General features: G+C 42.5%; 13 protein-coding genes and 2 pseudogenes. 6 read left to right on the top strand and 9 right to left on the bottom strand.

Annotation, left to right across the window (positions count from 1 at the left end; all coding sequences use genetic code 11):
- Nucleotides 1-2 precede the first annotated feature (2 nt).
- Nucleotides 3-1,727: pseudogene (gene recQ / locus A391_RS13895) on the bottom strand (DNA helicase RecQ); the annotation flags it as partial.
- Nucleotides 1,728-1,825: 98 nt separating this feature from the next.
- On the opposite strand from recQ, the gene A391_RS0109055 reads away from it, so the two are divergent.
- From A391_RS0109055 to A391_RS0109040, 4 genes are read left to right on the top strand one after another with little or no spacing between them, the layout of a single operon-like run.
- Nucleotides 1,826-4,024 carry a hypothetical protein gene (locus A391_RS0109055; RefSeq protein ID WP_019898866.1) on the top strand — a complete coding sequence of 733 codons (2,199 nt, stop codon included), beginning with the start codon at nt 1,826-1,828 and terminating at the stop codon, nt 4,022-4,024.
- A gap of 2 nt (nt 4,025-4,026) precedes the next feature.
- A complete protein-coding gene (locus A391_RS0109050) occupies nt 4,027-6,102 on the top strand; it encodes a tyrosine-type recombinase/integrase (RefSeq protein WP_019898865.1) in 2,076 nt (691 codons plus the stop codon).
- Nucleotides 6,086-7,099 (top strand): AAA family ATPase, encoded by a 1,014-nt coding sequence (locus A391_RS0109045; RefSeq protein WP_019898864.1) that lies wholly within the window; start codon nt 6,086-6,088, stop codon nt 7,097-7,099. The genes A391_RS0109050 and A391_RS0109045 overlap by 17 nt, the downstream gene beginning before the upstream one ends.
- Nucleotides 7,092-8,432, top strand: a complete 1,341-nt coding sequence (locus A391_RS0109040) for a site-specific integrase (RefSeq protein WP_019898863.1) — start codon at nt 7,092-7,094, stop codon at nt 8,430-8,432. Before A391_RS0109045 ends, A391_RS0109040 begins: the two co-directional genes overlap by 8 nt.
- A gap of 137 nt (nt 8,433-8,569) precedes the next feature.
- Here the strand turns inward: A391_RS0109040 and A391_RS0109035 are convergent, their stop codons facing one another.
- The gene (locus A391_RS0109035) at nt 8,570-8,833 is read right to left on the bottom strand and encodes an abortive infection family protein (RefSeq protein ID WP_232416201.1); all 264 of its coding nucleotides are present in this window, start codon (nt 8,831-8,833) and stop codon (nt 8,570-8,572) included.
- 320 nt (nt 8,834-9,153) lie between these two features.
- Nucleotides 9,154-10,584: an IS1182 family transposase gene (locus tag A391_RS0109030; RefSeq protein ID WP_019898860.1), complete on the bottom strand. Its 1,431-nt coding sequence runs from the start codon at nt 10,582-10,584 to the stop codon at nt 9,154-9,156.
- 186 nt (nt 10,585-10,770) lie between these two features.
- Between A391_RS0109030 and A391_RS13890 the strand changes: the two are divergent.
- Both A391_RS13890 and A391_RS0109020 read left to right on the top strand, forming a co-directional pair.
- Nucleotides 10,771-11,103, top strand: a pseudogene (locus A391_RS13890) (YnfA family protein).
- 321 nt (nt 11,104-11,424) lie between these two features.
- Nucleotides 11,425-12,585, top strand: a complete 1,161-nt coding sequence (locus tag A391_RS0109020) for an IS30 family transposase (RefSeq protein ID WP_019898858.1) — start codon at nt 11,425-11,427, stop codon at nt 12,583-12,585.
- Here the strand turns inward: A391_RS0109020 and A391_RS0109015 are convergent.
- From A391_RS0109015 to A391_RS0108990, 6 genes are read right to left on the bottom strand one after another with little or no spacing between them, the layout of a single operon-like run.
- The gene (locus A391_RS0109015) at nt 12,529-13,443 is read right to left on the bottom strand and encodes a hypothetical protein (RefSeq protein WP_019898853.1); all 915 of its coding nucleotides are present in this window, start codon (nt 13,441-13,443) and stop codon (nt 12,529-12,531) included. The two genes, A391_RS0109020 and A391_RS0109015, sit on opposite strands and share 57 nt — an antisense overlap.
- A gap of 3 nt (nt 13,444-13,446) precedes the next feature.
- Entirely contained in the window at nt 13,447-15,057 is a 1,611-nt protein-coding gene (locus tag A391_RS0109010; protein WP_019898852.1) for a phosphoethanolamine transferase, read from the bottom strand.
- A gap of 20 nt (nt 15,058-15,077) precedes the next feature.
- Nucleotides 15,078-15,662 carry an SIS domain-containing protein gene (locus A391_RS0109005; protein ID WP_019898851.1) on the bottom strand — a complete coding sequence of 195 codons (585 nt, stop codon included), beginning with the start codon at nt 15,660-15,662 and terminating at the stop codon, nt 15,078-15,080.
- Nucleotides 15,655-16,107, bottom strand: a complete 453-nt coding sequence (locus tag A391_RS0109000) for an MgtC/SapB family protein (RefSeq protein WP_019898850.1) — start codon at nt 16,105-16,107, stop codon at nt 15,655-15,657. Before A391_RS0109000 ends, A391_RS0109005 begins: the two co-directional genes overlap by 8 nt.
- A 31-nt stretch (nt 16,108-16,138) precedes the next feature.
- A complete protein-coding gene (locus tag A391_RS0108995) occupies nt 16,139-17,077 on the bottom strand; it encodes a cation diffusion facilitator family transporter (RefSeq protein WP_019898849.1) in 939 nt (312 codons plus the stop codon).
- Complete coding sequence (locus tag A391_RS0108990; RefSeq protein WP_019898848.1) at nt 17,074-20,229, bottom strand: efflux RND transporter permease subunit; 3,156 nt, start codon at nt 20,227-20,229, stop codon at nt 17,074-17,076. Before A391_RS0108990 ends, A391_RS0108995 begins: the two co-directional genes overlap by 4 nt.
- Between the last annotated feature and the right edge of the window lie 19 nt (nt 20,230-20,248).

Raw genomic sequence — 20,248 nt, 5'->3', positions numbered from 1 at the left:
CTTTACAGGTACGATGAGTAGTCAACACCGCTTGCTTGTTCTTCCAACACTTGCAAAAATGCATCACCATATCGTGTCAGCTTTGCTTGACCTACACCGCTAATCTTACCCATTTCAGTGAGGCTCTCTGGACGATGATTCAGAATTTCAAGCAGTGTACTGTCATGAAAAATGAGGTAGGGTGGCACGCCTTGTTCTTTTGCAAGTTCAGTGCGTTTGGCCTTCAGTGCTTGCCATAATGGATCATCTGCAACACCTGCATAGGCTTCTTTGACTCTTGCACCTCGTTCAATCTTGCTCACACGTTTGGTAACTTCCTGATCTTGTCGTAGCCATACGCTTACTTCACCACGTAAAATAGGACGAGCGGTTTCACTGAGGCGTAGTCCACCAAACGCATCCATGTCAGTTTCTAGGTGTCCATTTGCAACCAGTTGCCTAAATACGCTACTCCATTGTGCTTGTGACAAAGTCTTTCCAATACCGAATGTACTCAACTCTTGATGCTTAAACTGTTCAACTTTAGGTGTTAGTTTCCCAAGTAGTACATCAATTAGATGTACCACGCCAAATCTTTGTCCTGTGCGATATACGCATGATAATGCCATCTGTGAAGCTTGAGTTCCATCCCAGTTATCTGTAGGCGTTAGACAGTTATCACATTGACCACAGTTACCTGGGTGCTGTTCTCCAAAATAGTGCAATATGGTTTGGTGTCTGCATGCGGTAGATTCGCAGAAGCCGAGTAGTGCGTCCAATTTTTGACGTTCTACATGCTGGCGTTCCGGTGATGCGTCACTGTTTTCAAGCATTTGTTTCATGTTGACCACATCACCTAGGCCATAAGTCATCCAAGCGTTGGCTGCTAGACCATCTCTGCCCGCACGACCAGTTTCTTGATAGTAGCCTTCCATGCTTTTTGGTAAATCCAGATGTGCGACAAAGCGCACATTAGGTTTATCAATGCCCATACCAAAAGCGACTGTAGCCACCATTATTACGCCTTCTTCGCGTAAAAAGCGTCTTTGATTGTTGTGACGTATGTTTGCATCAAGCCCAGCATGATAAGGCAAGGCATCCCATCCTTTTGACTTTAGCCATTCGGCGGTATCTTCAACTTTGCGCCGTGATAAGCAGTAAATAATACCAGCATCATTCGGGTGTTCAGACTCAATAAATGCTTCTAGTTGCTGGCGTGCGTTTGCTTTAGGTAAAACACGGTATTTGATATTAGGGCGATCAAAACTTGAAATAAATTGACGAGCATTTTCAAGCGTCAATCGCTCTATAATTTCAGCTCTAGTAGGTGCGTCAGCCGTCGCTGTGAGTGCGATTCTAGGTATGCGTGGGAAACGCTCATGCAGCACGGTAAGTTTGCGATATTCTGGCCTGAAATCGTGACCCCATTGAGAAACGCAATGTGCTTCATCAATGGCAAATAATGCAATACCAATGCTGTCCTCAATTTGCTCTAGCAAAGTTAGAAAGTTAGGCATGAGTAAACGTTCAGGCGCAACGTACAACACTTGCAGTTCACCACGTAGCAATGCCGCAGTGATGTCACTAAATTGCTCAGCATTGAGACTGGAGTTTAGAAATGCAGCCTTTACACCCAGTTGCTTCAGTGCATCGACTTGATCTTGCATCAATGCAATGAGTGGTGATACCACAACACCTAAGCCTTTGCGTAATAGGGCCGGTAGTTGATAGCATAACGATTTTCCACCTTTTCTTATGTATTTGATAACGGTTTACTAATTACTATAAATGTGTAAGATAATTAAATGACAAATATATTAATTTCAGTTTATTTTATGGTGTTCTGATGGGAAGAAAGTCCAAGCCACCAATAACATTCAAAATCTCATCAGAAGTGCGCACGGAGGTTATTCCTAACGATGGGCTTCCTGCTTTCGCTAATTACATTGATGTGCCATTTGAGAGAAAACATAGGCAGAGTCTCTCTCGATTATTCCTTTCAATCCCTATGCAGGAGGATATTGATGACACAGTTATTTTCCGGAATCAGATTGACAAAGACAGCATAACTGTTCTTGGAGCAAGAATGCCTTATATGAATGACGGCGTTAGAGTCAGTCCGTGCTTATATGAGTATTGCCTAGAAAAGGGATTTTCTAAAGATTTTAGTGTAAGTTTAGTGCGTCTTGTAATTAACTATTTTCAAGGAAAGCATTTTGCTGCCGACACTTTAGGTGACAAGATTCGATCGCTGCGGATGTTTGTTGATTTTATCTTTTCTCAGACCAAAATCCCTTTGCAGTTCACTATCAATGATATTGGAAGAAATATATGGTTGGACTACCTAAAGCACGTGGAGACTAGCTGTGTAAAAGCAGATCAAGTATTCAACGATGTCAGGGCGTTTTTTTATGCTTATGAACCAACTACTCTTTCTGGGTGGTTAGGTCAAGTTTCAGTTGCATCTAGAAAACTTAAGCCAAATACAGAACATACGAGTGAGCTTGTAGATGCCAGTTATTCAGATGCAATCATGTACCAAATTCTGGCACTTTGCTTGGAGGGTTTTCAGCGTCGAATAAGTTATCTAATACGTTATGAGTCGTTGACTGAAGCGGATATGCCATCTGATTGGCTTTACCCAGGTAGGGATAACAGAAAGCCAGCTGAAGGATATAGACATTTGGGGCCGATAAAAGGGGCAAAATACGATACAGAGTCTCGCAATCTTTTAAGGAAGTGGCTGCTTGATGAGGAAGCAGGTTATCAGATTCTTATCGATCATTTCATCTTGCACCACAAAGCTGGAATAATAAAAAGAAATAAATACAAGTTAACTGGGGGAATTATTGGAATCTTAGATGGATTGAATCGCCACAAGGAACTGCGGCCGCTACTTGATAGATTTAGGAAAACGACCGCACTTTGGCATGGCTTCAATTACCCAATGCCATCTCGAATCATATGGCAATATTATTTAAAAAAGAAGACTGGAAATGAAATAAACAAAGTGATAAACCAGATTGCATGGTGCTTGGCAAATCTATTGATGATGCAGACAGGTATAAATAAGGAGGTCGCCATGAGCATTCCCTCCAAAGCAGAGGATGGCAGATCTATATTAATGCGTGAAGATAGTTTGTTTGTTAGTGGTGATTCAAGTGGCACCGAAATCGAGATATATGGCTACAAGGAGAGAGGGGGGCAGAAGCGGCGTAAAATTATTCCTATCTCTATTGCTAAAGACTCTCCGCTTTATGAAATGCTTGTAGATTATGAATGCTATGTAAAAGTTGATTCTACTGGGCCGTTCTTTGAAGTGAGCAAAGAGTTCGATCACAATTGGAACCGGGCTGGGGGGTTGTTTGAATTCACTATGGTTTACCCAATCATCGATGATAATGGCAAACAGCTTACATCAATTGATACGTCGAAGTTCAGAAAAGTTTTTGCATCTGGACAACTTCTTGATCTAATTCAAGGCGTCAAGAATGGCAACGATTTAGCTGAAAAACTCCGCACTGACTTGCACCATGGCACCCTCGACATGACTCTCACGCACTATCTGCTGAAGACAAATGTTGGTAGAAGCGTCATAGACACTGCCATTGCCACCATCACTTCAGAAAAGTTGGCCGAAGCACTTCATTTCAAGGGTAGGATCATATTAGCCAAAGATGTGTCGTTTAAGAAAAAAGTCTTCCTTTGTGATTGCGAGGATCCAACCAATCCAAGTCATGATGTCGCAATTGCGGACGAGTGCAAGCATTACGACCTATGTTTGGGATGTGAACGAAGCATTATTACTAAATTTCATTTGCCTTACATTTGCTCAAGAATTCTTCAATATGAAGAAGAGCGTCTAGCAGACCCACATATCTGGACTGCAACTTTCGAGGATCTTTGGAGTGTAGCGCATGACGCTTTAGAACAATATGTCACGATGGATAAGCAGAATGGTCAGCGATATGTTGATGAAGCATGGATTTCCGCCAAGGAAGGTAGCATCTCTCTGCCTCCAATAATCAATACCAACCGGATGTGAACATGGACTCTTCTGAACAATTTGACGAAAGTATTTTGCATTCATTTGAGCACAAACTTCACTTTGAAGCTCAGGCCAAAGATCAATGGGCGTTGCTCAATGCGTTGGAGCTCGAATATTACGGGAAAACAGTGTATGGCACAAAGGGGAAATTTGAGGACAAAGTTTGGTTCGATGAAAGAGGATTAACCGATCAAAAGCGGATCTATTGGAACACTTTTGTCGGGGAGAGCAACAAAGCACTTTTAATTCTTGTAAAGGTCGTTTTCTTTGATTTGATAGTTACTCATCGCTTGGAGTCGAGTACTGTAGTGTTTAAACTTTATGCTCTAAAGAACAGCATCATTGAACTTATACTGAAAAAGCACCTTCTGGCCGTGAGTAACGGGGATTATAGTCTTGGACTAAACCACATCACTGATGACGATCTCCTTGCTATGTTGGACTCGCTTCTTGTCTCAACGTCATCTGAGTCTAAGTTCGCTCAACAATGCAGTGAGATAGCCCAATTCATTTCATTTACAAATCACTTTGCAGAGTCTGCACCGTTCTTAGAAATTTGTGCCAAATTGCCTTGGATAAAGGCGGGGCTTGGTATTAAAACTTGGGTCAAAATTCGGGCCGCAGATCTAGGAGAAACCTTCCGAACAGGGGATGGCTATGCACCGCTTGTGCCTGAATGTGCAATGCCCCTTATCCAAAAGTCACTGTACCTTGTTCTCGAACATGGGAATCACTTTGCGGAACTTGCTCTAATGCTCCGCGGCTACAAGTGGAATCAAGTTTATAGTGGGCCACCGATTAAAGAATTGTTGAACAAATACGCGGCAATTCTAGGAGATGTGGAAGAACCGCCTGACATAGCTGGATTATCTTCCACTATTCAAAAAATCAGTGCGGTATTTATATGGTTTCGTCGACTGTTATACCTTGCGCGTGCTGCATGTGTAAATATCATCTTACTCACTTCTGGCCTTAGAAACAGCGACATTCGCGGATTGAAAGTTGGAGCTTGCACACCAAGTGGCCGTATTGATATGCTTTTCTACCTACGTGCTAATATCAAGAAAACAAAGAACATTCTGCTAATCCCAGTACCCACTCAGACCGAAAACGCGGTTAGACTTCTTGAGAAACTTAAATTCTCAGAATCTGATTACTTGATCGATGCAACACTGTTTACAAATAAAACCTACGACCTTTCTCTAAATGAAGAGGAAGTAAGAGTTTCAGTGGGTGATACTTTGAATAAGATGATAAGGGATTTTGCAGATCACTTTAATATTCCATTTATTGCTCAAAATACAGATAAGCCCTACTCAGCACACAACTACCGTACAACTGTAGCAGGTTGGCTGGATGCGCATTCAAACTTGAGTGTTTTAATGGTTAGAAGACTCTTTGGTCATAGCAATGATGTGATGCCGACTACATATTTGCGTAACAATCCATCCTTCATTCAAGAGCGCAAGGAACAGAAGGAAAGGGCGGCAGCGGAAACTGCACGTCAAATGGCTATGGCAGCATCCCAAGGTAGGCTGGCAGGTATCAAGGGTGAACAACTCATTCGTGGTTATCAAACACATGTAAGTCGACTGCAGTCGGATCCAAAGAAATCACATTCGCTCACAGATGCTGAACTTTTTCTAAGCTTCACTCAGTTAATCGAGCAAAGGATATTAAATGAATCGGTTTGTGGGTTTTTAACGCCATTTGGCGTACGCTGTATGCGTAATCCCTCAGACAGTTCCCAGCCGCCATGTGCACGACGTTCCCATCGAGACAAAACACGCGAGATTGCAGAGGATGTCCTATTGCATATAAGCGATATTGCCCCCCAAAACTGCATCGGTACGTCCTGTGATCAAGCCCTTCTGGGACCTTGGAGCAAGAGTATCTTGGAAACATTACTTTGGCATGCAGACTTGCTACACCACAAATATGGCGACAAATTTACTGACGAGCATTTCCGTTTGCATGCGATTAGTTTCATCCGCCAGTACGGACCTCTAATTAATAAAGTATTTCAGATCGAAGTCCTGCCTGATGGTAGCGTCAGGCATGGAAAAAAATTATAGGGGAACATTAATGTCCGGAGAGAAACGTACCCACAAAGAGCGCCTTACAATGCTACGTGAGGTATTCGGAAGAAGACAAGAGATTGCGCGTAATAGTGGTAAGAAGCATGATGTCTCGATTGCCAAGATCTGTGCTGACGCAAAGGTCGACAAGGTCTACCTGTTTGGTCACAGACTCAAAGAAGAAGACCCAGTGAGAGGGGAGTATCTCGCCCTTAAAGAAGAAATTCTTAAATTCCAGAAAAACATTGGAGTCGGAATCGAGAGGTCGGAAGATCGGCTACGGGCAGATGATCTGAAAAATAAGTACGATGCGTTGCTAGCCGATGTAGAGCCACTTCAGCGTGAATTGGCATATTACAAATCTGCATCCTATAATGATCGGAATAAGTTGGATGGCAACCGTGAGAGAATGACTGACCTGCTTGCTCGAATAGCAGATCTAGAAGTCAGGTTAGCCAACTCTCCTAAGTCAACAAATTTAGGCGGTAGCTTCGCTGCACGCGTGCAAAAGCACGTTGTTTCACCAGATATGTTTCGAGTAGTTGGTGGCAAGTACCGTATCGGTTCCAAGAAGCAGGAAGAAGATGCTTGGGGCAATGCTTACATGAAACTCGAAGAGTTGCTGTCTCGTAAACTTAAGATGCGACTGTATCTACTTGTCGGCTTACCTTGTTCAGGTAAAACAACCTGGGCCGTGGAGGGTGAGGTGGCAGTAGACCGTCATCCTGTCATTTGGGATGCCACCAACTTGTCGTCCATGGACAGGTTCAGGCTCGTGATTTCTCTTTCTCGGTTCAATGATCTTCCCAAAACCTGCGTGTTTTTTGATACCGATATGGAAATCATCCGTGAGCGAAATCGTACGCTGCGCATGCCAGACAAAAGAGTCAGCGACGATGATCTGACTGTGATGAGAAACAAGCTGCAGCGGCCAGACCCATATGAAGAGGTATGGATTGATGAATTGATCGTAGTGAGGAGTAACCATGAATGAGAGATTAAAATCTGAAATTCAGCTGGTATGGCCTAAGGACCGAGTTGTACCAGTTCCCCTTATTGGAGGCTTGCATCTACATAGTCATCTGTCCGCTTTCTTGGTGACGCGCTATTATTATCCCAAGATCATCAGGGACAGTATGCCAACTGTCACAGGAGGTTCTTTACGACAGATCGCTTACGACCTTAAAGTGTTCCTTGAGGGATTAGCGCACAACGGTGTTAGCTACTTGGACGCCGATTACACAAATCACATTGAGAAAATCGTCGAAGCACAACTCGGAAATTCCAGTCCCTCAAGCTACAACACACGTTTGTCCCGTATAAGGGACTTCTATGACTATCTTTGCAAGGAGGGCATTCGCGTTAAGGCGCGGTTTCCAGCGAGAATAGTTCAAAAGCGATACCAGAGTCAGAACGACAATTTTCTGAGTCATACAAACTACAGGTATTCCAAGACCTATGAAAAGGACGATGGTCACAAGCGGACGACACTGAAGGAAGATTACAAGGATGATGTAATCGATATTAAGACATACGGAAAGTTGTATCAGGCACTCAAACAAATTGACGTTGTTTATGCCGTGATTGCGCAAGTGATGATGCAGACTTTTCTGCGTATTGCCGACATTTGCGAGATGCCACTACACAGTAATAAGTATAATCAATATCTGCCACTTTGGCCTGAATTTGAACGTGTCGGTAAAGAACTCCTTCGATACAAATGCCTGACCAAGCGAATGAAGCCGGTAACGATTGATATTTATCCGATGACGCTGAAGGCAATCTATGAAGACTATATACAGTCATGCTATCAGGACAGGAAGGATTTGTTTGACTCATTCTACATGAAGAGAAGCAACGCAACGCTGTACTTTGGAAACATTAGAGACAAAGGTCGTCGAAGCTGTCCAGAGGATATCCTTTGGCTGACAAAGACCGGGGCTCCTGTTAAGCCATATATGATAGAGGAAGCTTTCCGTGCGACTGGTATGGACATTCATCCACATATGTTGCGTCACACCGGTCCTACTCATACACTATGGAATTACTGTCGAATACATGGAATCGAGCCAGATGTCCGGCTGGCATCAACATTCCAGCAAATCCTACAGGAACAGATGGGACATGCAGACATTGAAACTACACGCATGTACATTCGCACAATTATTGCATTCAAAGGCCGCAGGACGATGCCCTTCTGCATTCCAGATGACAAAAAAGCCATCGATGATCGCCTGGCAGGAAAAATCAGAGTAGATGTCTCTGATCAAATGGCTCGCTTCTTTGAATATCGAAGTGAGCACCTTGAGAGTCAGGATTCAGCATAAAGCGTGACAAAGCAGCTACTTAAATCATTTCGCCAGAAGGATTTTTTGACCAATTTCAGACTATGAAATTTGAACTCATCGGCCTGCCCAGCTTTTCGCCCAAATTTTGGTGGAATGGTGGGTTGATCAGCGCATGGTTATTTCGGGCGCTCTTTGTGTGTTTCGGCAAGAAATACAGCCAACGTTGAAGCGGCGCCAACCGCAAGTTTCGCGTGGCGTGATTGGAGCCCCTTGGCACCTGCTACCTTTCCATGGCCTGTGCCATAGTGGTTCCGCAATTCGGCGACGCCCTGTGTGATTGTTGCGAGATTGCTCAATAGACTCTTGATTGTTTCTGCTGCTCTAGATTTATCAGGAATGTCGCCTGGAGTAAGTTCAAGTTCTTTGCTCGTCAGCTTCACAAGCTCAGGCAAATCAGCGTTCTTGGAGAATGTGATATTACGTGAGTATTCCAGTCAAAGGAGCCATCTCTAATTGTTTCAAAAGAGCCACTAATAATTATCTTACTAAGCCAATTATTCAGTGATCCGAAAATACTGTCTATGTCGCATTAGCCGGACAAAGCGGTCGTTAAGTTTAGGTTTTTTAGATTTCAGCTATCGGCCGAGGCTGTGTCAAAACGCTAGAATCAGATATTTGTAATTATGTCTCGCTGAACCAGTCGAAATAGTTTAGATCGAAGTTTGTTCTACAACTTTGGCACAAAGAAAGTCCGCAGGCCTTACGCAGCCATCGCCTTCATCAATGCCACACTTCCCATGATGCTTATTACTCGCTTCATATTGTATGCCAGAATATGTAAGCTCATTTCTGTACTGACATGCGCCTTGGTTTTCATCAAGAAGTGCGAAGCACCCATCCAGTGTTTTAAGGTACCAAAGGTATGTTCTATGGTGCATCGCCTAATCTTCATAGCCTCAGGCATGCTTTCTAGATTCGATTGCATTTGATCCAAGATTGCCTCATTCTCCCAACGCTTAATCCGTCTTTGATCGCTGGTCGTGCAACTAGATTTCAATGTGCAATTCTTACAGCTTGAACTCCAATAGGTGATGTGCGGCCTACCTTTTTCAAGTGAGCGGAAACGTTCTATCAGCAATTCACCTGCTGGACATTGATAGGTATTACTCTTAGGGTCGTACACAAAGTGGCGCTTATCAAATAAGCCATTGGCTTTGTTTCCTGAGGTTAAACACTTGGGCATGATCGGGGTGATGCCTTCGGTTACGCAAGCCACCACTTCCTCACCCTTGTAGTAACCTTTATCTGCGACCACCGTCAGCGTCTCTTTTTGCAAGACATCCTTTGCCTGCTTACCCATGTTCGATAACTGCGTTCTATCATGCCCAACTGTCGTGACCTCGTGTGCAACGATGAGATGATGTTGCGTATCAACAGCGGTTTGTACGTTATAACCCACTATGCCACCACCACGATGTTGCATAGAGCGTGCATCTGGGTCGGTTTGTGAGAGTTGCTTATCTGGCGTTGACTGCACTTCAGCTTCGATTGTTTCCAGTACTTTCATTTGCGCTTGGAACATGGCAATACGCTCAGCTAATCTTATTTGATGGGGTGTTGATTGCTTAGGGGAGATAATATCAGCGGCTTCTAAATCATCCAGGTATTGTTGAATGTTCTTCTCCACTGCTTGCATGCGACTTTTAATCTTGGCTTGTGTGTAGTTGTGATCAGAGCTGTTGACGGCTTTGAACTTGCTGCCATCGATAGCCACCATGGAATCAGCAAATAAATTCAAACGACGGCACAATTCTACAAACTGGCTGCAAACCTTGCGTATAGCAGAGCCATTCTCATTTCTGAATCTGGCAATGGTTTTGAAGTCAGGATTGAGTCTTGCAATCAACCACATGAGTTCAACATTGCGATTGGCTTCTGCTTCCAAGCGCCTACTTGATTGAATGCGGTTGAGGTATCCGTAGATATAGAGTTTGAGCATAGCAGCAGGATGATAAGACGGTCGTCCAGTCTGTGCAGGGTGCACGCCTTCAAACCCTAACTCTGATAACGCTAATTGATCGACAAAGACATCAATGACGCGTACTGGGTTATCTTCGGTTATGTATTCATCCAGTAGCTCTGGCAAAAGCGTGCTTTGTGTTCTATCTTGACCTTGTATAAATCGTTTCATGTTTAAATAAACACAATGTAATCAGATGGTTAAATTATACAACATCTACATCGATGTGTTTATTTCAGATTGAATTTATGGGCGTTTTGACACAGCCTCGGCCCAAAGCAGACATAGAACTTTCAGCCTATTCATTACCAAGTAGGTCGTTTATAATTTTACTAAGTTAAGGTCATGGGGCTTGGAATGTTTGAGATAAAGACTATTGCGTTGTTTATAATTACCGCTATTGCAGAAATTGTTGGTTGCTATTTGCCTTATCTGTGGCTTGTTCAAAATAAAAGCCCACTCTTATTAATTCCTGCAGCAATTTCATTAGCGCTATTTGCTTAGTTACTAACCCTTCATCCTTCTGCGGCAGGTAGAGTCTATGCCGCATACGGTGGAGTTTATATCTGTGTAGCAATATTCTGGTTGTGGGCGGTAGATGGAATAAAACCGAGTAACTGGGATTTTCTGGGAGTTGGTGTGGCTTTACTTGGGATGGGCATTATCATGTTCGCCCCTCGAAGCACTTAACCAAAACAACTCATCATGAACATTTGTCCTGTCTAATTCAACTTAAATCTGTAAGGCATGGCTAGCTACTGCGTAAATAAATCATGTGAAATAACTGCGCTATCGAATTTCTGCTACCATCAAAAAAACAAAGCATAAGAAGCACTAAACCCCCGGGGAGCTTCTGGCTGATCTCCACTTCCACCAGAGAATTCAAATTTTAACAACTGAGTTGGTTTTATTCGCCATGTCGCACCAATAAGCCAACGTCCAAATGAACCTGTGAGTTCAACCGGTCGATGCAACACGTTATTCTTATACAAAAGAATGAGGTGTTGAAAAATGAAACAGAGACCAAGAATTTATTATAGTGATGAGCAAAAGGCCATCATGTGGGATCGGTGGAAAAAGGGTGACTCATTACAAGATATAGCACGTTTATTTGACAGGAATCATTCTTCAATATCGGGTATATTATCTGTGACAGGTGGGATTAGACCACCACAAAGATTACGTTCACATCTAGCATTATCGCTATCAGAGCGTGAAGAAATTTCCAGAGGTGTTGCAAGTCAAGAATCGTTTCGATCGATTGCCCATCGGCTTGGACGCTCTCCATCTACCATCAGCCGTGAAATAAAGCGAAATGATGGTTATCAGCAATATCGCGCAACACAAGCTGATCAAGCTGCCTGGGATCGTGCTAAACGTCCAAAGCTTTGCAAACTATCAGGCAATCAAGATTTAATAAAAACCATCACATGTAAGCTACAATCAAACTGGTCACCGCAACAAATTGCTGGTTGGTTGAAAAGAGAGTTTCCTACAGAAGAGCATAATCAAGTGTCACATGAAACCATCTATCGTAGCTTGTATGTTCAGACTCGTGGCGTATTGAAGAAGGAGTTAATTCAATATCTTAGGACAAGACGTATTATGCGTCGATCCAAGCATTCGAGTTTGAAAGGAAGTGGACTCGGACAAATTACAGATACAGTTTCGATTAGTGAACGTCCAGCCACCATTGAAGATCGAGCTATACCAGGGCATTGGGAAGGCGACTTGATAGCAGGGTCTAAAAATAGCTACATCGTGACATTGGTTGAGCGTCACTCACGATTTGTAATGTTAGCTAAAATCAAAGACCGAAAATCGGAAAGCGTTGTATCTGCTTTAATCAAGCAAGCAAAGAAACTCCCAAATGAGTTATATAAATCATTAACTCTGGATAGAGGTACGGAGTTTGCAGATCATCGTCGGTTTAAAGTGGAGACGAATATTGACGTGTACTTTTGCGATCCAAACAGCCCATGGCAGCGTGGCAGTAATGAAAATACAAACCGCTTGTTAAGGCAGTACTTTCCAAAAGGCACTGACTTATCGGTACACTCACAAGCTAAACTAAGTGCAGTGGCTAGACAGCTAAATGAGAGACCTCGTAAAACATTAAATTACGAGACCCCAGCAGAAAGATTCAAAACGTGTGTTGCATCGACCGGTTGAACTCACACCTTCATTTGGACGATTGAGCGACTCTAGCCTTGTAATCCAATACCAATTACCCTTAATAGGAACAGCTGTTTGGATATAAGCACCGCTTCCTCCCTCTTTTCCTTTTGAAGTAAAACGCTGAAAAACCTCTCCACTTATTTCTGTTTCATATAAATTGGTAACGAAATCTAAACCTAACATTCGATAACTCGCGCCAGAAAGACCATTAAAGGCATCTCGTTCGCTAAAAGACAGTATAGAAATGCCAATATCTGAATCACTTTTAACACTGAATCTAGCACCTCTTACATGTTCAAATTGTAATTCATTATTATCCTGCTGTTGATCCTCTAACAACTCTGTAAATAACTTATATTCAAGTTCAACATTTTTAAATGGCAAGGCACCATGTAGCGTAATTCCATTAGTGGCGATAGGAAATAATCGACTAGTTGCTAACGGTCTTGAATTTGTCCACATTAATGGAGGTGCTCGGAATAAATTCCAACGGCTATTCGGGGTAAGGAAACGACCAAATCTAAAATTTACTACCTCTGATAAGTTGTAATCAAAATAGAGCCGCTCTAAATCAAGTTTACTTTCCTTGCGACTATAGCGCTCATTATCGTTCCACGCTAAAGGCCTCTCGATTTCCAATTCACTAAAAAAACTTAGCCTACTATGATTATTCCATGATAATAAAAGATTTAGTTCATTTATTGCAGCCTCGGCTTTTGCATCGCGATGTAATGTAATCGCAGCGCTAGAAAACCCACCAACATTTAACTGATCATAAAATGTATTGTCTTCACTGGCTTTTACATACTCAGTCAGCATTAAAAGTAAAATAATGATGTGGAATTTTTTCATAAATTACTTCGTATCTTTAAATTTCAAGTTTTTATTCTTAAGAAACCATGTTTCTTTGCTACCACACGTTTTATTACTATATATATCATTTGCGATAAGCAGCGTGCAAAATAAATCATCATGACTAAATGGAAAATCTTGCCAGGGTTGAATGTCTTCAATTTGATAATCAAAATATTTTCCAGTCCAGATAATGACAGGAATGTGCGTTTGTACTTTTGGCGCAATCACATAAGGGGCTGCATGGAGGTAAATGCCACGTTCCCCCAGCGACTCCCCATGATCTGCAACATAAAGCATGGCAGTAGAATATGTTTCATCATACCGCTTAAGGAATTTGATGACATTTGCCAAAAAATAATCTGTATATAAAATAGCATTGTCATAGGCATTATCGACTTCCTGTTTCGTGCAATCGCCTAACTCACCTGTCATACACATTGGTTGAAACCGCCTGAAATTTTCAGGGTAACGTCTGTAATATTCTGGGCCATGGTTACCCATCTGATGCAACACAATTAAAATGTCTTTGCCTTCGTGCGATTTAATATATTGATCTAGTCCACTTAACATTCCAATATCTCTACATTCCTCATCGCAAACAGGATTCAAGGTCGGACTTTTAAAATACTGGTAAGGAATCCTTGTAGCAACTCCTTTAGAGTCTGAGTTGTTCTCTCTCCATAGCACTTTTACCCCATATTCAGAAAGTACATCCAATGCATTTTCTTGTTGAAAGGCTTGATTCTCATCGTAATTGGAACGCCCTAAATTAGAAAACATACATGGCAGTGAAATCTTCGTTGCAGTACCACAGGATGTGACGTTTTTAAAACTTACCACATTCAGCTTCTTAAGTTCTGGGGTTGTTTCCTTATTGTAGCCATTAAGCGAGAATCGATCTGATCTTGCAGTTTCTCCAACAACTAAAATGATTAATTTTTTATTACCTATATGAAATAATTTCTTCGCATCCGCCGCCGTATGCTTTAAAACATAAACAGGTTGGCGTTTAAATTGCGTTTTACCATAGGAGATTAGCGAGTAGGTAAACCCTAAGGGGTTAGCATACATACGAGTGATTTTATGCTCTCGAACAAAACTGGCAAAGTCTGCTGTAAAGAGCGATATACTGAGAATACATAGCACTATTAAAAGTGCCGTTAAACGTAGTCTAACTTTTAACCCACTGCCAAAACTAGTGGACATTGGAGCAAATTTAAAAACAAGCATTGATGGAATAATACCGATTAATAGTACGTGAACAACCAGCTTAATACTAACAAGCCCTGCAAATTCTTGTGGATTGGTTTCCATCATGTTAGCGATCATGTCTCGATCAATCACTACACCAAACTGATCCATATAATAGGCAGCAAATGCAGAAGTGACTAGAAAAGTTGTGAGAACCCATTTACTGAATTTGCCAAAACAAGTCCAGATTAAAAATAGCATGGTCGAAAAAGAAAAAAATCCCATGAGTGCTATTACGAAAGGCCATTTTTCAACAAATGGGTATATTTCAGTTAGTCGATGAAATAGGGCGAAGTTTCCAGTAACCAAGATGAATACGGAGACGATTAATACTAGACGTATATTTGGAGTGGAGAACATAGTGACAATCAATACTCAGACTAATCGAGCTGTATCAGATGATTGTCAACACCCTCACACAAGCAATGAATGACAATCGCATGTACTTCTTGAATAAACGCAGTACGTGAATGAGCAACATTAATCAAAATATCATTCGGATTTAAGGTTTTTGATAGTATTCCACCATCGCGTCCAGTAAGCATGACAACAGAAATTTCCAATTTATGGGCAGCTTCTACGGCAGCAATAATATTGCTTGAATTGCCAGATGTCGAAATAGCAAGTAATACATCACCTGCACGGCCGAGGCCATAAACTTGTCGTGCAAACACCTGCTTAAAGTGATAGTCGTTGGCTACTGCAGTCAATAGTGAGGTGTCAGTATTTAGTGCCACTGCAGGTAAAGGTCCGCGCTCTTTCTCAAACCTTCCCATGAGTTCTGATGTGAAATGCTGAGCATCAGCAGCAGAACCACCATTACCACAGGCGAGTATTTTATTTCCATGCTTTAACGAAAGGGTGAAAAGTGCTATCGCCTCAGAAATAGGAACCTGTAAACTAATTGCTGACTCTGTGATGAGTTTGGCGACATCTTTGAAATGATCCACTATAAAATTACTCATTGGACTCCCTTTCCTCGGAACGAACATGATGTTTTTTGACAAGCCGAGCCCAGCCTGGTATGTGATGTAAACCTAGCGTACCAAGGATTAATAAGGCTGTAAGTCCAGAAAGTAAATACATGCCATATGCACTTGCCATCCCAACTGCAGCAGTAGCCCATAATGTTGCCGCAGTAGTTAAGCCTTGAACTCTTCCTTTTACCTGTAAAATTACACCTGCACCAATAAAGCCCATACCTGTGACAACTTGTGAAGCTATGCGCGTTGTCTCTCCGGGTACATGATTAGAGATAATGCTAAACGCACATGCGCCAACCGCTACAGCCATATAGGTGCGAACACCTGCATCGCGATTATGATTTTCTCGCTCCCATCCGATTAGTCCGCCTAATATTGCGGCGTAAATAATGCGAACCGATAAAATAAACTCTGCGTTCCAGTCCATCTCATATCCTTTAAATTAATCATTAGTTAGGTTAGTGATTGTGGGAATGCTGCTGAAGTGTATTTGACCCATCAATGAATACGCATTTTTCAGCCTGATCGCATAATTTAGTTTCGCATTGCAATGTGGTGTGTGTAATAGCAAACTTATCAGAAAGGCTAGATTGAATAGCGTTTATAAGCGTAGTCGATTCGACTGTTCCATCCATCAGAATATGCGCTGTGAGGCTATTTTTACCGCTTGTAATTGCCCATAAATGCAAGTCATGTAAGCTCACAACACCTTTTTGACTTAATATTTCTTTTTCCACTTCCTCTATATCAATACCAAGTGGAACGCCTTCCAAAAGTAGATTCAAACTTTCTTTAAGTAATATCCATGTTCTCGGCAAGACCCATAAGCCAATGCCAACAGCAACTAAGGTGTCCACCCAAGCCCAACCAGTAAAATAGATGACTATGCCACCGACAATAACGCCGATAGACCCTACCAAATCACTCCACACCTCTAGATAGGCTCCTTTAAGATTCAAGCTGCTGTCCTTACCAGCACTGAGCAATCTGATACTGATCAAGTTGATAACGAGACCCAAGCTTGCAACCGCCATCATGCCGACTGATTGCACTGCAACAGGGCTTTGAAAACGTTGCCATGCCTCATGCAGAATGTAAATTGCAACACCAAAAAGCAGCAACGCATTAAAGGTAGCCGCTAATATTTCAAAGCGGTGATAGCCGTACGTCCTGTATTGATCTGCAGGGTTTTTTGCAATTCTGACGGCAGCCAGGGCAATGCCTAGCGCCGCCGAATCTGTAAACATATGCGCTGCATCTGATAACAGTGCAAGGCTGTTCAATAAAACCCCTGCCATAGCCTCGGCAATGAGAAATGTTGTGGTTAATGCAAAGGCTGCCCATAACACTTTCTCATTTTGAGTACTCGGTAATGCGTGGTTATGTTCAGCACTCATGAACCTTCTCCGATTATTTTAGTTGTGCTGGATTTGGATTTAGACTGATTAACTATTCGATATAACAACGGTAGTACCAGTAATGTCAGAATTGTAGATGACAGGATACCGCCAATAACCACTGTAGCGAGCGGTCGTTGAACCTCTGCTCCTGTTCCAGTTGCAATAGCCATGGGCAAAAAGCCAAGAGAGGCGACGAGTGCAGTGATTAAAATCGGGCGTAACCGATTCATACTTCCCTCTTGAATTGCTACATCCAGTGGTTTGCCTTCGGCAATTAAGCCTCTGATAAAAGTAATCATAACCAAGCCGTTCAAAACAGCAACGCCAGATAGGGCAATAAATCCGACCCCAGCCGATATTGAAAGCGGTATGTCACGTAAATATAAAGCGAGAATACCGCCAGTTAAGGCAAATGGAATCCCAGTAAAAACAATCAATCCATCTTTCAAATTGTTGAACATCATGTAAAGCAATATGAAAACAAGCAGAAGAGAGATGGGCACCACTATCTTTAAGCGTTGACTGGCTGATTGCAGTTGCTCAAAAGTGCCACCCCAATTAATCCAATAGCCAGCGGGTATTTTTATTTCTTCTTGGATACGTTGCTGTGCCTCTGCAACGTACGAGCCAATATCTCGGTCTCTTACGTTAGCAGTAACAACTACGTTACGCTTGCCATTTTCACGACTAAACTGATTGGGGCCGGGAGCAATATCAATGGAAGCAACTTCACCGAGCTGCAAGTAAACAGGCATACCGCTATCGTTGGCTATTTTGATGGGTAAGCGCTTAAAGCTATCCATATCCGTTCTCAACGTGTCTGGCAGTCTTACAACAATATCAAATCTGCGATCCCCCTGAAAAACTGTCCCTGTTTCTTTACCATTCATCGCGGTGGAAATAGCGTCTTGCACTTGAGACACATTAACGCCAAGTCTTGCTATTTTTTGGCGATCGATATTGACTGTGAGAATTGGCAACCCTGTGGTTTGCTCAACTTTGATGTCTTCACCACCTTGAATTTTTGATAATACCTCAGAAATTTCTTTGGCTTTGTTGTTCATTATCTCCATGTCATCGCCAAAGATTTTCACCGCCACATCACTGCGCACGCCTGAAATCAGCTCATTAAAACGCATCTGAATAGGTTGCGTAAACTCATAGTTATTGCCGGGCACTGTACTCACGGCTTTTTGAATTTGCGCCGTTAACTCATTTTTGCTTAAGTTGGGGTCTGGCCATTCTGATTTTGGTTTCAGCATAATGTAGTTATCGGCTACATTGGGTGGCATAGGGTCAGAAGCAATTTCCGCTGTACCGATTTTGGCAAAAATCCTATCAACTTGTGGAAATGATTTAACCGTATGCTCAAGCTCTTTTTGCATCTCAATCGCTTGAGACAGACTGGTTCCAGGTATACGTAAAGCATGGAGGGCAATATCACCCTCATTTAAACTTGGTACAAACTCGCTACCCATGCGCGTAGTCAATAAGCCGCTAAGCACCACCGAAGCAATTGCAAGCGTTAACACCAATGCACCGTTGTCCATTACTTTGTTATAAATTGGCTGGTATCCACGCTTAGCTAAGCGAATTAAATACTGCTCTTTTTCATCAACTTTTCCATTGATAAAAAGTGCAACCGCAGCAGGAATAAAAGTGACAGAAAATAACATGGCACCTATCAAGGCTATCACTACGGTTAAAGCCATTGGGTGAAACATTTTTCCCTCTACCCCAGTTAAAGCAAAAATGGGGAGATAAACGACCATGATAATAAGTTGACCGTAGATTAGCGGCTTTCTTGCTTCTTTAGCCGCCTCAAATACTTCTGAAAAGCGTTCTGAACGTGTCAGTGGTCGGCCTATCACAGATTGTGCATGGGCAAGCCTGCGCATGCAGTTTTCTACAATGACAACTGCACCATCAATAATAATGCCGAAATCCAATGCGCCTAAACTCATTAGGTTCGCACTTACTTTTGCAGCGGCCATGCCAGTGAAAGTAAATAGCATGGATAGCGGAATGACTAACATCGTGATAATGGCCGCGCGAATATTGCCTAGAAAAATAAACAGGATGGCAATCACTAAAAGTGCGCCTTCAAGCAGGTTTTTCTTAACAGTGTTTATTGCCTTATCAATAAGGATAGTTCTGTCGTAAACCGTTTTGGCAACAATTCCAGGAGGCAATGATTTATTAATTTCTGCCAGTTTCTTTTCAACCGCAGCAGATACGGTACGGCTATTTTCACCCATCAGCATAAAAACTGTGCCCAGCACGACTTCTTGGCTGTTTTCAGTTGCAGCTCCGCTACGTGCCTCACTCCCAATCATGACTTCTGCTACATCTGAAACGCGGATAGGTACGCCATTTTTAGCACTGACCACAATATTACTGATGTCGACCATATCTTTCACTTGGCCGGGCACACGAATCAAATACTGCTCACCTGATTTTTCGATAAAGCCAGCCCCCATATTGGCATTATTGTTTTCTAGCGCAGTGACTAAATCATCAATAGACAACCCTCTCGCCGTCAGTTTTTCTGCGGATGGTGCGACCTGATATTGCTTAACATTGCCACCAATCGTGTTAATTTCATTCACACCTGAGACATTTCGCAACTGAGGCTTAACAATCCAATCTTGCACCTCTCTTAAATCCATTGGGGTGTAGGGTGTTTTGTCGGGCTTAAGTGCGCCTTCTTTCGCTTCAACCGTCCACATGAAGATTTCACCAAGACCAGTTGAGGTAGGGCCCATCTCAGGAAGAATGCCTGCAGGTAGTTTTTCCTTAGCTTGCTGAATACGCTCGTTCACCAACTGCCTTGCAAAGAAAATATCCGTCCCTTCCTCAAAAATAACCGTTACCTGAGATAGTCCATAGCGAGAAATGGATCTGGTTTGCTCCAGCTTGGGGATGCCCGCCATGACTGTTTCAATCGGATATGTGATCCGTTGCTCAGTCTCCAGTGGTGCATAGCCTGGCGCTGAGGTGTTGATTTGAACCTGAATATTAGTAATATCTGGCACAGCATCAATTGGGAGTTTTTGATAGCTGAACATGCCTAATAAGGCAATAGCTAGCACCATGGTTAATGTTAACCATCGTTGCTCAATTGCAAATCGAATAATCTTCTCAAACATTTGATAGCTCCTTTGGTTT

The sequence above is a fragment of the Methylotenera mobilis 13 genome (assembly GCF_000384255.1).
Lineage (GTDB): Bacteria > Pseudomonadota > Gammaproteobacteria > Burkholderiales > Methylophilaceae > Methylotenera > Methylotenera mobilis_B.
The sequence above is the reverse complement of the archived record's forward strand: the minus strand, read 5'-3'. Positions and strand labels throughout refer to the sequence as shown.

Coding starts and splice junctions, on each gene's coding strand:
- A391_RS0109050 (WP_019898865.1), top strand. CDS start 4,027: ATGGACTCTTCTGAACAATTTGACGAAAGTATTTTGCATTCATTTGAG.
- A391_RS0109015 (WP_019898853.1), bottom strand. CDS start 13,443: ATGAAAAAATTCCACATCATTATTTTACTTTTAATGCTGACTGAGTAT.
- A391_RS0109000 (WP_019898850.1), bottom strand. CDS start 16,107: ATGGACTGGAACGCAGAGTTTATTTTATCGGTTCGCATTATTTACGCC.
- A391_RS0109055 (WP_019898866.1), top strand. CDS start 1,826: ATGGGAAGAAAGTCCAAGCCACCAATAACATTCAAAATCTCATCAGAA.
- A391_RS0108995 (WP_019898849.1), bottom strand. CDS start 17,077: ATGAGTGCTGAACATAACCACGCATTACCGAGTACTCAAAATGAGAAA.
- A391_RS0109005 (WP_019898851.1), bottom strand. CDS start 15,662: ATGAGTAATTTTATAGTGGATCATTTCAAAGATGTCGCCAAACTCATC.
- A391_RS0109040 (WP_019898863.1), top strand. CDS start 7,092: ATGAATGAGAGATTAAAATCTGAAATTCAGCTGGTATGGCCTAAGGAC.
- A391_RS0109010 (WP_019898852.1), bottom strand. CDS start 15,057: ATGTTCTCCACTCCAAATATACGTCTAGTATTAATCGTCTCCGTATTC.
- A391_RS0109030 (WP_019898860.1), bottom strand. CDS start 10,584: ATGAAACGATTTATACAAGGTCAAGATAGAACACAAAGCACGCTTTTG.
- A391_RS0109045 (WP_019898864.1), top strand. CDS start 6,086: ATGGAAAAAAATTATAGGGGAACATTAATGTCCGGAGAGAAACGTACC.
- A391_RS0109020 (WP_019898858.1), top strand. CDS start 11,425: ATGAAACAGAGACCAAGAATTTATTATAGTGATGAGCAAAAGGCCATC.
- A391_RS0108990 (WP_019898848.1), bottom strand. CDS start 20,229: ATGTTTGAGAAGATTATTCGATTTGCAATTGAGCAACGATGGTTAACA.